Genomic DNA, 12,094 nt, shown 5'->3' with positions numbered 1-12,094 from the left:
TGTTTGTAATGCTCCGGCGATCAGACGTCGACGTGCAGAGATGGCTTGAAACGTTCGGCAAAGACCTCGATCGAGCCACGGCCATAGCGACGCAACTGCCGCTTGGTCAGAACCGACATGACGCGCGCCGCCGTCGAAAACGTCATTTCATCGAGCGGGCCGTCACCACTCCAGGGTTTGGTCAGACCGTCGGTGACGATGCCGATCATGTTTGCCGGCATGATGTCGGTGCAAGGTTTCATCCGGTCGAAAACGTGCCTGATCGGCAGCACCTTGCCTTCGAACGAAACCACGGGTTCAGGCATCCCCTCGCCCCAATCATCATAGGCCTCAAGGGCATCTCTGAAGAGATTGTGCAGGATGATGGAGGCGTGCCCTTCGTGAAGAGCGGGCAGCAAATTCGTCATTTGTGTCTCCTTCAGTGGTTAAGGCCGGGAAACGCGAATGGCCAATACTGTCAGCATGTATTTGTCATCGTGCCGTGTGGCCGGTACTTTGACGACCACACAATCGGTAGACTGCGGGCCATGGCGAAATGCAGAAGTGCGGCAATGGTTCCGAGCAACCGCCGATTTTTTCGGCTTTTCTCGCGGGGGCGGCATTCGGATGAAACGCACTCCGCAAGGATCGGCAGCCATTTCGTGCCTCTTGTTCCGCTACCGGCTTGAAAATGCCGACCATTCGTCAAAGCATGAGGAACGAAAAACTAATATCGATATATTCCATAGAATATACGATCTTACCTGACGACGCCAGATAATTCACAGATATGCGCCACTATCGACATGGAGCAATCACATGGGGACGATCTCGCAGCTTTCCGAGAAGACAAAGCTCTCGGCACACCGGATCGCAAGCGAGGAAGAGGCGCTGGAGATCGCCCGGGACCTCGCGGGCGAATTTGCCAAACGCTCAAACGAGCGGGATACCGACCGGATCCTGCCCTTCGAGGAACTCGACACCCTCGCTCAATCAGGGCTGCTCGCAATTACCCTGCCATCCGACTATGACGGCATCGACGTTTCCAATGCGGTACTGGCTGAAATCATCGCCATCCTGTCGGCGGCCGACAGTTCGATCGGCCAGATCCCGCAGAATCATTTCTATATTCTCGAGGCGCTGCGCACCGACGGCACGGAAGAACAGAAGAAGTTCTTCTTCGGTCGCGCGCTCGCCGGCGACCGCTTCGGCAACGCGCTTTCCGAGAAGGACACGAAGACCGTCGGCGACTATGCGACCCGCCTGACGCCTGACGGTCTCGGACACCGCCTCAATGGCCGCAAGTTCTATTCGACCGGGGTGCTCTTTGCCGAATGGGTCGTCGTGTTCGCGCTCGATCCGGACGAGAAACTCACGATGTCCTTCGTGCCGCGCGGTGCGGAAGGACTGCAGGTGATCGACGACTGGGACGGTTTCGGCCAGCGCACCACGGGCAGCGGCACCACGGTGCTGCAGAACGTCTACGTGACGGCCGACGCGGTCGTGCGTCATCACCGCGGCTTCGAGCGGCCGACGACGATCGGTTCGGTCGGCCAGATCATCCATGCCGGCATCGATCTCGGCATCGCGCGCGCCGCCTTTGCCGAAACGCTCGACTTCGTGCGCAACCGCGCTCGCCCCTGGATGGACAGCGGCGTCGAGCGGGCGGCGGACGACCCGTTGACGATCGCCCGCATCGGACAGCTCGCGATCCGCCTCGAGGCGGCGACCGCCATTGTCGAGCGCGCCGGCAAGAAGGTCGATATCGCCCAGATCAACGGCACCGAGGAAAGCGTCATCGAGGCAACGTTGGCTGTCGCCGCCGCCAAGGTCCTGACGACGGAAATCGCACTCGAAGCCAGCAACACCCTGTTCGAGCTCGCAGGCACGTCGTCGACCCGCATAGGCCTCAATCTCGACCGGCACTGGCGCAATGCCCGCACCCACACGCTGCACGATCCCGTGCGCTGGAAGTATCACGTCGTCGGCAACTACCACCTGAACGGCGTGACGCCGCCGAAGAACGGTGCGCTCTGACACCGCAACGGGACGACACCATTGCTTTGAGATCCGCCAATCCTAGGCCAAACGAAAAGGACCGCCCGGAAAGCCCGGGCGGTCCTTTTCGTTTGGCAAAGCGCGATGTTTGCAATCCGGCCGCACTGCTTTCGATCAACTATAGAGACTGACCTGCGGGATACGGTCGTTCAGCGCAAAGTCGCCAACCTCGCGTGCCTTGTAGTAGACCGGGTCGTGCAGGGTGTGGGTGCGGACGTTGCGCCAATATCGGTCGAAACCATAATGGGCCGCGGTGGCGCGCGCACCCATCAATTCGAAGACCTTCACAGTCACATCGAGCGCCACATGGGTGGCGTTGACTTTGGCGGCATAGGCTTCGATCGCGGCGTCCCCACGTTCACGCTCGGTCACGGACCTGCCCTTCGACAGCGCGGCCTCGACTGCACTGGCCGCCACATCAGCCAAAGCCACGGACGCCTTCAATGCGGCCTGCAATTCGCCGACACGTTCTAGAATGTAGGGGTCCTCGCTGGCGCGTGACACACCTGACGTGATCCAGGGGCGCGTGGTCGTTCTGATGTAATCGAGTGCTGCAGCCAGCGCCCCTTCTGCCGTGCCGAGATAGAAGTTGACGAAGACCAGCTGGATCAGCGGCGTGTTGAACGTCGCTTGCACCTGAGGCGGATCGAACGGTTCGGCAAGCGGCAGAATGAAATCGCGCTCGTAAACCGGAAAATCGCGGAACTCGACGCTGCCGCTATCGGAAAGCCGCTGACCGATATTGTCCCAGTCATCATGGGCGACATACCCAGGACGATCGGTCGGCACGACGAAATTGGCGATTTTGCCCTCGAGCGTCGCGTTGACGTTGATGCGATCGGAAACATGCGCGCCGGTCGAGAACGTCTTGCGGCCGTTGAGCACATAATGGCCGCCGCGCCGTTCGAGCACTAGCCCGGGATCCCGCGGGTTGACGGCAGCACCCCAGTAGAGTTGCCGCTCGACGGTCTCGGCGCCGAGCACCCAGGCCTGCCTCGCATCGGCAGCCGCCCAGTAGACATACTGGCTGTTGACATAGTGATAGCCGAGCAGCTGGCCGATAGAGCTTTCGCCACGCGAGATGATCCGGACAAGACGCAACCCATCAAGCCAGCTCAAGCCAGCTCCGCCGATTTCCGGAGCGTGCAGTGCCGACAGCAGCCCGGCCTGGCGTAGCGCTTCGATTTCGTCGCGGGGCGGCAAACCCAGGCGGTCAAGCTCGGCGCCACGCTGCGCAAACTGGCCCGAAAGCTCGGTCGCCTTCGCGAACAGATGCTGGCGCTTTTCTTCCTGTTCAGTATTGGCCGGTTCGGGTTCCCGGAGGAAATGCACGTTGCTCATTCGCCTCTCTCCATTGATTGAAGCGAAATAGTGCATTTATTCTATAGACAATGACAGCAAATGATTTTCAACTCAGGACGACGAACCGGAAAGTCCTACCCCTGACAACCTTTACGACGACCGCTGACCTCGACAAGGATCAGCCGACTTCCGCGTCCCTGAGCGCGACGATCTCGTTGCCATTGTCGTTGGCGGCAAACTGTTCAAGCGTCATGTTGTCGAGGATAGACGCCACCGCATCGCGCACGTCGCTCATCGATTTGCGCACGTGACAGTTGACCGGGTCGGAACAGTCGTCACAGGCTTCGAACGCGGTGCGGCTTGCGCAACGGATCGGTGCCAGCGGACCGTCCAGCGTACGGATCACCTGGCCGATGCGGATATCGGACGCCGGCCTCGAAAGCGAATAGCCGCCGCCAGGGCCCTTTTTCGAGCGCAGGATTCCGGCATTGCGCAGCTCGAGCAGGATCGCGTCGAGGAACTTCTTCGGTATATTGTTGCGGGTGGCGATTTCAGTGATGAAGGCGGTCTCGCCAGGCTCCAGTTGAGCCAGGTCGACAAGAGCCTTCAGCCCGTATTTACCCTTCTTGGTCAACATTGCACTTCGCTTTCCTGAACGCAAAGGCCGCCACAAGTCCGTTCCGCACCGACGTTGGTATCACCGGAGGCAACAGGTTGTGACGGCCGCACTGTTTCACTTAAGATGCCATACACCCAAACCGGGTCACTCTCAAGAAATTACGTAAGTTTCTGCATAGATTTTGTGAATTTTATTGTCGAATTCAAGGCAGCTCAGCAAAGATTTGCTCCAAGCCCAGTTGTTTCTTCAAGAACCGCAGATGCAAAACCGTCAAAAAAGCTTCGCGGGGATCCAATCGGCGGTAACCGCGTCACTGGCGCTGAAAGCGGGAACTTTCGCTGCCAGATCCTCGATCGTCTTTACGCCCGCCTGACGCAACGCCTCCTGGGTTAACAGGGCCGGCTTGACCAGGATCTGTTTCGGCACATCCTGACCGGCGATCTTGAGCGCAACGGCACGGACCGAGACGGCACCGACAACGGCCGGGTTGGTGGCAACCGTCGCCACCCAGGGGCTACCGTCTTCGACGATCTCCTGGATATCGGCGGTCGAAACATCGGCCGAATAGATCTTCAATTTGTCGGCGATGCCAAGATCGGCGGCGGCGAGCTTCACACCGCGGGCGAATTCGTCGTAGGGCGCGAAGATGATGGATATATCCGGGTTGGCGGTGAAGGCTGCCTTCGCCTGATCCGCCGTGCTCGTTGCCGTGGTGTCGCTGACATTGCCGAAGCGGGCTTTCTCGACCACATCGGGATTGTCGGCCTTGAACTTGTCCCAGACCTCGTTGCGGCGATCGAGCGGCGCGAAGCCGGCGACATAGACGTACCCGGCCTTGAAGCTTGTGCCGTTATCCTTGACCGCCTGCTCCAGGGCCAGTCGCGCCAGCTCATGATCGCTCTGCTCCACCTGCGGAACGGAAGGATTGTTCAGATTGACGTCGAAAGCCACCACTTTCACGCCGGCATCGACCGCCTGCTGGACGACATCGCCGAGTGATTCCGGCAACCCGTGGTCGACGACGATACCCTGAACGCCGAGATTGATCGCCTGTTGCACCTGCTCGCGCTGCTCCGCCGCATTCTGCTTACCGGGGAACACACGCAGGTCGATGCCCAGCGCCTTGGCCTGCGCCCCGGCGCCAGCCTGATAGGCCTGGAAGAAATCACCCGAAGAGATGTAGGAGATGAGCGCCACCTTCACCCCGCCCTTGTCGAAGGGCGCTGGCGCGCCCTCCAGCCCGGCGGCCGAAGCACCGCCCGCAAACCCCAAAGCCATAAGCGCGGTCGTCGCGCGTTTCAAACCGTACCGCATTGTCGATCTCCTGTTGATCTCAACCCTTGCGGCTGACCATCAGCCGTCGACGCCATGGTATAATCTACAATTTTTATGTACAATAAAGACATTCCAATCCCGGAGGCGGCGGAGGAACGCCTTGCTCACAACCGCCGGTCTGGCGGCAGAAGTTGCGCGGCGGGCCGCCGAAGATGAAATGGCTGAGGAACGTCTTCGGATGAATATTCCGATCATTGCGCAAGTCAGGGATATTTTTGCGATATATTAGCGGATGTTTGGCACCTACTTTCATTCGTTGCGCTGTCTTTCTCTACCGAAAATGCATATTTTTCGACCCTGATTGCCGCGCAGTGACGAATTGGTTTAGCAATGCCCCTCCTCCGCATCGACGGACTTGCCCACGCTTTCGGGCCAACGAAGGCGCTTGCCGGAGCCTCTCTTGAGATCCGCTCCGGCGAAATCGTCGCTCTCATGGGTGCAAACGGCGCCGGCAAATCGACCCTCGTCAACGTGCTCGCGGGAACGCTGGCAGCCGACCACGGAACGATGACGCTCGCGGGCCGACCTTATGCTCCCCGTTCACCGGCCGAGGCAACGGATGCCGGCGTGGTCACCGTCCACCAGTCGACCGAGCGCGTCGGAGCGCCGGGGCTATCCGTCGCCGACGCACTGCTGCTGCATGCGTATGCCGACGGTTCGGCCCCCTTCTTCCTCAGCCGTTCCGCTGTTCGCCGCAAGGCCGCGGCCATGCTTGAGAACGCCGGGTTCGCACTGCCGCTGGACCGGGACTTTGCCGAGTTGACGGCAGCCGATCGTCAGCTCGTCGCCATTGCCCGCGCCCTGTCGCGCCAAGCGTCTCTGCTGATCCTGGATGAGCCGACAGCGAGCATTTCGGGACGAGAGTCCGAGCGGCTCTACACGATCCTCAGGCGCCTCCGTGACGACGGCCTGGCGATCCTGTTCATCTCGCACCGCATTGCCGACCTCAATGCCCTTGCCGACCGCGCCGTCGTCATGCGCGGCGGCACGGTTGTTGGAGAATTCGCCCGACCCATCGACTTCGATCGCGCCGTCGAGACGATGATTGGCCGCCCCTTGCGCGCCGCCCGGCCGGATGCGCGTTCCTTTCAGGGCGCGCCGGTGCTGGAGTTGGCCGGTGTCCAGCTCGTGGCCGGCAGCACTCCGTTCGACCTCAAGCTTCATCCCGGCGAAGTGGTCGCCGTCACAGGTGTGCTCGGCGCCGGCAAGAGCCGTTTGCTTCAAACGATCTTCGGCATGCGCCACCTTGCCGCCGGCACGATGCGGCTCGATGGCAAAGCCCATATTCCGGCCACACCCGCCGATGCGATCAAGGCGGGTATCTTCATGGCCGGCGAAGATCGCCACCGCTCCTCGCTGATGCCGGCCGATTGGCCCGGTAGCAATCTGGCGCCGACGATCAGCCTGCCTCATCTGCCGAAGTGGTATCCGCTCGGCTTCCTGCTCGGTTCGCGCGAAAGGTATGAGGCGCAACGCGCCATCGACACACTCGGCATCAAGGCAAGTGGCCCCGAAGCGCCGATGACTTCGCTTTCCGGCGGCAATCAGCAAAAGGTGATCCTCGGCCGCTGGAATGCCGAACCGAGCCGCGTGCTTTTGCTCGACGAGCCGTTCCAGGGCGTCGATGTCGGCGCCCGTCACGACATCATCACCGCGATCCGCGCCAACACCGAACGCGCCACCCTGATCGCCACCTCGGACCCGGAAGAGGCGCTGGAAGTCGCCGACCGGATTCTGATCATCGACCATCACACATTGACGCCGGCCCATCATGCGGAGCTTCCGGCTGAAGCAATCGAGGCCTGAGCGGATGACGATCATCAACAGCGAAAACCAAAGCCCGCTCAGCGAGCGTATCAGCGCCGCCATCCGCGCCAGCGCCGTGTTCATCTTGCTCATCGTCATGGTCACCGGCTTCGCGCTCGCGCAGCCCGCCTATATCAACGTCACCAACCTGATGAGCATCCTGCAGGCCGTGTCCGTCGTCGCCATCCTCGGCGCCGGCGTTACGATCACCCTTGCCGTCGGCGGCTTCGACCTGTCGATCGGGGCCGTCGCCGCATCGAGTGTCATGGCCGCCAGCTATTCGATGATCGTCTGGGGCCTCGGCGTCTACGAGACCGTGCCGCTGGTCCTCCTGTTCGGCGCGCTCGTTGGCCTCGTCAACGCCTTCCTGATCGTGCGCCTGCGCGTGCCCGATCTCCTGGCGACGCTGGCGATGATGTTTCTCCTGACAGGCCTGCAACTGATCCCGACGGCCGGGCGCTCGATCTCCGCCGGGCTGATCCTGCCCGACGGCTCGACGGCAGCGGGCGCCTACGATCCGGCGTTCCTCGTGATCGGACGCTCGAGCGTCTTCGGCGTTGTCCCCGCCCCCGTCGTCATCATGGCGCTTGTCGCCATCGTCCTGTTCGTGCTGACGGAGCGCACGCGCCTCGGCCGCCTCCTCTTTGCCACCGGCGGCAACGAACTGGCGACCCGGCTTGCCGGCGCGTCTGTCCCCAGGCTCAAGACGCTGGCCTATGTGCTTTCGGGCACGCTCGCCTCGCTCGGCGGCATCATCGTCGCGGCCCGAGTCGGCCGTGGAGATGTTTCATCAGGCGCCTCGTTGCTGATGGATTCGGTGGCCGCCGCGCTGATCGGCTTTGCCGTCCTCGGCCTGCGCCGTCCCAACGTCTTCGGCACCATTGTCGGCGCCGTCTTCGTCGGGCTCCTGCTCAACGGCCTGACCATGCTGAACGCCCCCTATTACACCCAGGACTTCGTCAAGGGTGCCGTGCTCGTCGGCGCGCTCGCGCTTACCTACGGCCTCGGCCGCAGCCAGGCGCGCTGACCATCCCTTCAAACAGAGTGAGGATATTGACCATGAAGCATTTGACGCGAACCCTTCTCGGCGGCCTCTTCGCCGCCACGCTGATGACGAGTCCCGCCTTTTCGGCTGGTATCGATGGCGCGCCAGCACCGTTCGACAAGGGCGATGTCGACATCGCCGTCGTCAGTTTCCTTGGCGGCGGCGACTGGCTGCAGGCCTTCGAGGCTGGCGTCAAGCGCCAGGCGGACGCGCTGCACGTCAACCTGACGGTCTCGCAGGCGCGCAACGACAACGACACACAGCGCAGCCTGATCGAGCAGGCGATCAACCTCGGCGTCGATGGCATCATCATCAACAACGGTCGCCCGGAAGTGCTGAAGGACGTGGCGCAAAAGGCGCTCGACGCCGGCATCAAGGTCGTCGCCTATGACGTCAACCTCGACAATCCCCAGATCCCGCAGATCGAGCAGAGCGACAAGGATATGGCCCGACTGGTGCTGGAGCAGGCCGTCAAGGACAAAGGTGACGGCTTCGTCGGCGGCGCCGTCTATGTTGCCGGCTTCGCGCCGCTCGACCGTCGCTACGCGGTCTGGAAAGACTTCGTCGCCAAGCACAACCTGACGGAAAAGGCCACCTGGGGCGTCGTCAACGACACGGTTCCGGCTTCCGTCGCCGACCAGACAAAGGCCGTGCTGACCGCAAACCCGGATATTTCCGTCATTTTCACCCCCTGGGACGAGTTCGCCAAGGGCGTGAAGCTCGCGATCGACGAACTGGGTGTTGCCAGCAAGGTGAAGATCTACGGCGTCGACATCTCGACCGCAGATATCCAGCTGATGAACGAGCCCGACAGCGCCTGGCAGGCAACGGCTGCCACCAACGCCGCCGTCGTCGGCGAAGTCTCGGTGCGCGCCGTTTCGCTTGCGATTGCCGGCCAGTTCCCCGGGACCTCGGTGCTGCTGCAGCCGACCCTCGTCACCCGTGACGATCTTGCCAAGGGCGAGATCAAGACGATCGAGGACCTGCAGGAGAAATTCCCGGCCTTCCGCAAGAGCGATGCGGCGACCGCCGAGTGGATCCCCTCGGCCACCAACTGATCGCGAATGACGGAGAGGCGCCGCGCCCATCCGCGCGGCGCTTTTTTCCAAAGACTGAGACAGGAAAGACCATGAGCAGCATCGACCTTCCCACGCCCGATTTCACAAACAACATGAAACTGATCGGCCATTCGCCGATCGGCGGACGCGGCGACGGTCTGCAACTGATGGTGCATCGGGGCTTTGCCTATGTCGCCCATCCCTGGTCGCAAGGGTTTTCGATCGTCGACGTGCGCGACCCGAAAAAGCCGGGTGCGGTCACCTACGTGCCGGCACCGGCCAACACCTGGAACATCCACCTGCAGACCCATGATGACCTGCTGCTGGTCATCAATGCACTCGACCTGTTCGCCGATGTCGAGACCTTCGCGGATGAAAAGACCTACTACACAAAGTCCGTCGGAGACACGGTCGCGGGCAGCGGCCGCAAGCGCGCCTGGAGCGCCGGTATGTCGGTCTTCGACATTTCCGTTCCCGACCGCCCGCGCAAGATCGGCGAACTCACGATCGATGGCGTCGGCTTCCATCGCCTCTGGTATGTCGGCGGCCGCTACGCCTATGCCTCGGCGCTGTTCGACGGCTTTACCGACTACATCTTCGTCACCATCGACATGGCAGATCCGACCCGGCCCGAAATTGTCGGCCGCTGGTGGCTGCGGGGCATGAACAAGGCGGCCGGAGAAGTGTCGACGGCGCCGGATGGCAAGCGCTATGCGCTGCACCATGCGCTGGTTTCCGGCGACACGGCCTATGCCTGCTGGCGCGATGGCGGCCTGACGCTCCTCGACATCAAGGATCATGCCAACCCGAAGCTGATCGCCCATCGCAACTGGTCGCCGCCCTTTGGCGGCGGAACGCACTCGCCGTTGCCGCTGCCGGGCCGCGACCTGCTCGTCGTTGCCGACGAGGCTGTGCTCGATCACGAAGAAGACGGCCGCAAGCACACCTGGATCTTCGATATCCGCGAACCCACGAACCCGGTCAGCATCTCGACGTTCCCAATCCCCGCGGAGGCCGACTACGTCGCCAAGGGCGGACATTTCGGCCCGCACAACCTGCACGAAAACCGCCCGGGCTCCTTCGTCTCGGAAACGCTGATTTTCGCCACATGGCAGAATGCCGGCATCCGCGCCTTCGACATCACCGACCCCTACCGCCCGCGCGAGACGGGAGCGCTGGTTCCGGCCGGACCGACCGAAATGACCGACCGGCGCGCGGGCCGCCCGCGCGTCATCCAGTCCGCCGACGTCTTCGTCGATGCCGCCGGAATCATCTATGCCACCGACTACAATGCCGGGCTCGCGATCATCGAATATGGCGGCTAAGGCATTTCCAGAATACGTGCGAAACGATTTTCCATCAGGAGATGGGCCAGAGAGCGTTTCCGCTAGACCGTGAGGTGGCGCCGGGCCTCGACTGTGTCCAGCGTCTCCGGCGGCCCAGCATGCACCACGGCGCCGCGGTCCATGATGTAGACATGGTCCGCCAGTTCGCGGCAGAAATCGAGATACTGCTCGACCAGCAGGATCGCCATGCCCGTCGAATCCCGGAGATAGCGGATCGCCCGGCCGATATCCTTGATGATCGATGGCTGGATCCCCTCGGTCGGCTCGTCGAGCACCAGGATGCGCGGACGGGTGACGAGGGCCCGGCCGATCGCCAGTTGCTGCTGCTGACCGCCCGACAGATCGCCGCCGCGCCGCCCCAGCATCGAGCGGAGCACGGGGAACAGGTTGAAGACGTCCTCCGGGATCGAACGGTCCGCGCGCTTCACCGGCGCATAACCGGTTTCCAGGTTTTCCTTGACGGTCAGCAGCGGAAAGATCTCGCGGCCCTGCGGCACGTAACCGATGCCCTCCTTGGCACGGCGATAGGGCGCCATACCGCCGAGCGCCACCCCATTGAAGGCGATCGCCCCGGCGCTGACCGGATGTTGTCCGGTGATGGCCCGAAGCAAGCTCGACTTGCCGACGCCGTTGCGACCGAGAACGCAGGTGATCTTGCCCATAGGCGCCTCGATCGAGACGTTGCGCAGCGCCGGTGCGGCACCATAGTGGAGATTGACGTTTTCGACGCTCAGCATGGAGGCGTCCTTTCCCTTCGCGCTTATCGTGGAGCCGCGGTCAGCGGCCGAGATAGTTTTCGATTACCTTCGGATCGCTGCTGACGAAATCGATCGAACCTTCTGCGAGCACCGAGCCTTCGGCGAGGCATGTGACCTTGACGCCAAGCTCGCGGATGAAGCCCATGTCGTGCTCGACGACGACGACCGAGCGGGTCCTGGCGATTTCCTTCAGCAGGATCGCCGTTTCGGCTGTCTCGGCATCGGTCATTCCGGCCACGGGCTCATCGACCAAAAGCAGTTCCGGCTCCTGCGCCAGGAGCATGCCGATCTCCAGCCATTGCTTCTGTCCATGTGACAGGTTGGAGGCAAGATCGTCGCGGCGCGCAGTGAGCCGAACGGTCGACAGGATCTCCTCGATCCTCGCCTTGTCGTCCGCCGCGAGGCGATAGAAAAGCGTCGGAAAGACGCCGCGACGGCGATTGAGCGCCAGTTCCAGATTGTCCCAGATGGTGTGGCTCTCAAACACCGTCGGCTTCTGGAACTTGCGGCCGATGCCGAGATTGGCAATCTCGGCTTCGTCCCGTTGGGTGAGATCGATGTCGCCCTTGAAGAAGACTTGCCCCTCATCCGGGCGCGTCTTGCCGGTAATGATGTCCATCATCGTCGTCTTGCCGGCACCGTTCGGGCCGATGATGGCACGCAGTTCGCCCGGCTCGATCACGAAGGAGAGCGAATTCAGCGCCTTGAAGCCGTCGAAGGAGACGGAGACGCCGTCGAGATAGAGGAGGCTTTTCGGCTTTGTCTGATTGATCGTCTGGATCATCGCG

13 protein-coding genes are annotated in these 12,094 nt (G+C 62.2%); 7 read left to right on the top strand and 6 right to left on the bottom strand.

The window, feature by feature from the left end; translation table 11 throughout:
• Positions 1-20: 20 nt before the first annotated feature.
• The gene (locus AC07UR_RS07775) at positions 21-407 is read right to left on the bottom strand and encodes a BRA0787 family protein (RefSeq protein ID WP_209789537.1); all 387 of its coding nucleotides are present in this window, start codon (positions 405-407) and stop codon (positions 21-23) included.
• A 37-nt stretch (positions 408-444) separates the two neighbouring features.
• Between AC07UR_RS07775 and AC07UR_RS07770 the strand changes: the two genes are divergently transcribed.
• Both AC07UR_RS07770 and AC07UR_RS07765 read left to right on the top strand, forming a co-directional pair.
• Complete coding sequence (locus AC07UR_RS07770) at positions 445-747, top strand: hypothetical protein (RefSeq protein WP_494700022.1); 303 nt, start codon at positions 445-447, stop codon at positions 745-747.
• A gap of 51 nt (positions 748-798) precedes the next feature.
• Positions 799-2,016, top strand: coding sequence for an SfnB family sulfur acquisition oxidoreductase (locus AC07UR_RS07765; RefSeq protein WP_209789536.1), 1,218 nt, complete (start codon positions 799-801; stop codon positions 2,014-2,016).
• A 135-nt stretch (positions 2,017-2,151) separates the two neighbouring features.
• Here AC07UR_RS07765 and AC07UR_RS07760 read toward each other — a convergent pair whose 3' ends face one another.
• The 3 genes from AC07UR_RS07760 to AC07UR_RS07750 all read right to left on the bottom strand — a co-directional run bounded on the left by AC07UR_RS07760 (position 2,152) and on the right by AC07UR_RS07750 (position 5,272).
• Entirely contained in the window at positions 2,152-3,378 is a 1,227-nt protein-coding gene (locus AC07UR_RS07760) for an acyl-CoA dehydrogenase family protein (RefSeq protein WP_209789535.1), read from the bottom strand.
• Positions 3,379-3,517: 139 nt separating this feature from the next.
• A complete protein-coding gene (locus tag AC07UR_RS07755; protein WP_173421780.1) occupies positions 3,518-3,976 on the bottom strand; it encodes an RrF2 family transcriptional regulator in 459 nt (152 codons plus the stop codon).
• Between the two features lie 252 nt (positions 3,977-4,228).
• Positions 4,229-5,272 carry a substrate-binding domain-containing protein gene (locus AC07UR_RS07750; protein WP_209789534.1) on the bottom strand — a complete coding sequence of 348 codons (1,044 nt, stop codon included), beginning with the start codon at positions 5,270-5,272 and terminating at the stop codon, positions 4,229-4,231.
• Between the two features lie 121 nt (positions 5,273-5,393).
• On the opposite strand from AC07UR_RS07750, the gene AC07UR_RS07745 reads away from it, so the two are divergent.
• The 5 genes from AC07UR_RS07745 to AC07UR_RS07725 all read left to right on the top strand — a co-directional run bounded on the left by AC07UR_RS07745 (position 5,394) and on the right by AC07UR_RS07725 (position 10,527).
• Positions 5,394-5,522 carry a hypothetical protein gene (locus AC07UR_RS07745; protein WP_268833710.1) on the top strand — a complete coding sequence of 43 codons (129 nt, stop codon included), beginning with the start codon at positions 5,394-5,396 and terminating at the stop codon, positions 5,520-5,522.
• Between the two features lie 101 nt (positions 5,523-5,623).
• Positions 5,624-7,099: a sugar ABC transporter ATP-binding protein gene (locus AC07UR_RS07740; protein WP_209789533.1), complete on the top strand. Its 1,476-nt coding sequence runs from the start codon at positions 5,624-5,626 to the stop codon at positions 7,097-7,099.
• Between the two features lie 4 nt (positions 7,100-7,103).
• Positions 7,104-8,126 carry an ABC transporter permease gene (locus tag AC07UR_RS07735; RefSeq protein WP_234941687.1) on the top strand — a complete coding sequence of 341 codons (1,023 nt, stop codon included), beginning with the start codon at positions 7,104-7,106 and terminating at the stop codon, positions 8,124-8,126.
• A 32-nt stretch (positions 8,127-8,158) separates the two neighbouring features.
• Complete coding sequence (locus AC07UR_RS07730) at positions 8,159-9,202, top strand: substrate-binding domain-containing protein (protein WP_209789531.1); 1,044 nt, start codon at positions 8,159-8,161, stop codon at positions 9,200-9,202.
• A 71-nt stretch (positions 9,203-9,273) separates the two neighbouring features.
• Positions 9,274-10,527, top strand: a complete 1,254-nt coding sequence (locus tag AC07UR_RS07725) for an LVIVD repeat-containing protein (protein ID WP_209789530.1) — start codon at positions 9,274-9,276, stop codon at positions 10,525-10,527.
• 62 nt (positions 10,528-10,589) lie between these two features.
• On the opposite strand, the gene urtE is transcribed toward AC07UR_RS07725, so the two are convergent.
• Both urtE and urtD read right to left on the bottom strand, forming a co-directional pair.
• Complete coding sequence (urtE, locus tag AC07UR_RS07720) at positions 10,590-11,285, bottom strand: urea ABC transporter ATP-binding subunit UrtE (protein WP_209789529.1); 696 nt, start codon at positions 11,283-11,285, stop codon at positions 10,590-10,592.
• A 40-nt stretch (positions 11,286-11,325) separates the two neighbouring features.
• Entirely contained in the window at positions 11,326-12,090 is a 765-nt protein-coding gene (urtD, locus tag AC07UR_RS07715; protein WP_209789528.1) for an urea ABC transporter ATP-binding protein UrtD, read from the bottom strand.
• Between the last annotated feature and the right edge of the window lie 4 nt (positions 12,091-12,094).

The sequence above is a fragment of the Ensifer sp. GW821-FHT05G01 genome, assembly GCF_059419585.1.
Note: the sequence above shows the minus strand (reverse complement) of the source record. Positions and strands in the feature narration are given on the sequence as shown.

Bases quoted from the DNA above. Each gene is read 5' to 3' on its own strand.
- AC07UR_RS07775 (WP_209789537.1), bottom strand. From the start codon at position 407: ATGACGAATTTGCTGCCCGCTCTTCACGAAGGGCACGCCTCCATCATC.
- AC07UR_RS07740 (WP_209789533.1), top strand. From the start codon at position 5,624: ATGCCCCTCCTCCGCATCGACGGACTTGCCCACGCTTTCGGGCCAACG.
- urtE (WP_209789529.1), bottom strand. From the start codon at position 11,285: ATGCTGAGCGTCGAAAACGTCAATCTCCACTATGGTGCCGCACCGGCG.
- AC07UR_RS07735 (WP_234941687.1), top strand. From the start codon at position 7,104: ATGACGATCATCAACAGCGAAAACCAAAGCCCGCTCAGCGAGCGTATC.
- AC07UR_RS07765 (WP_209789536.1), top strand. From the start codon at position 799: ATGGGGACGATCTCGCAGCTTTCCGAGAAGACAAAGCTCTCGGCACAC.
- AC07UR_RS07730 (WP_209789531.1), top strand. From the start codon at position 8,159: ATGAAGCATTTGACGCGAACCCTTCTCGGCGGCCTCTTCGCCGCCACG.
- AC07UR_RS07725 (WP_209789530.1), top strand. From the start codon at position 9,274: ATGAGCAGCATCGACCTTCCCACGCCCGATTTCACAAACAACATGAAA.
- AC07UR_RS07750 (WP_209789534.1), bottom strand. From the start codon at position 5,272: ATGCGGTACGGTTTGAAACGCGCGACGACCGCGCTTATGGCTTTGGGG.
- AC07UR_RS07770 (WP_494700022.1), top strand. From the start codon at position 445: ATGGCCAATACTGTCAGCATGTATTTGTCATCGTGCCGTGTGGCCGGT.
- AC07UR_RS07760 (WP_209789535.1), bottom strand. From the start codon at position 3,378: ATGAGCAACGTGCATTTCCTCCGGGAACCCGAACCGGCCAATACTGAA.
- urtD (WP_209789528.1), bottom strand. From the start codon at position 12,090: ATGATCCAGACGATCAATCAGACAAAGCCGAAAAGCCTCCTCTATCTC.
- AC07UR_RS07755 (WP_173421780.1), bottom strand. From the start codon at position 3,976: ATGTTGACCAAGAAGGGTAAATACGGGCTGAAGGCTCTTGTCGACCTG.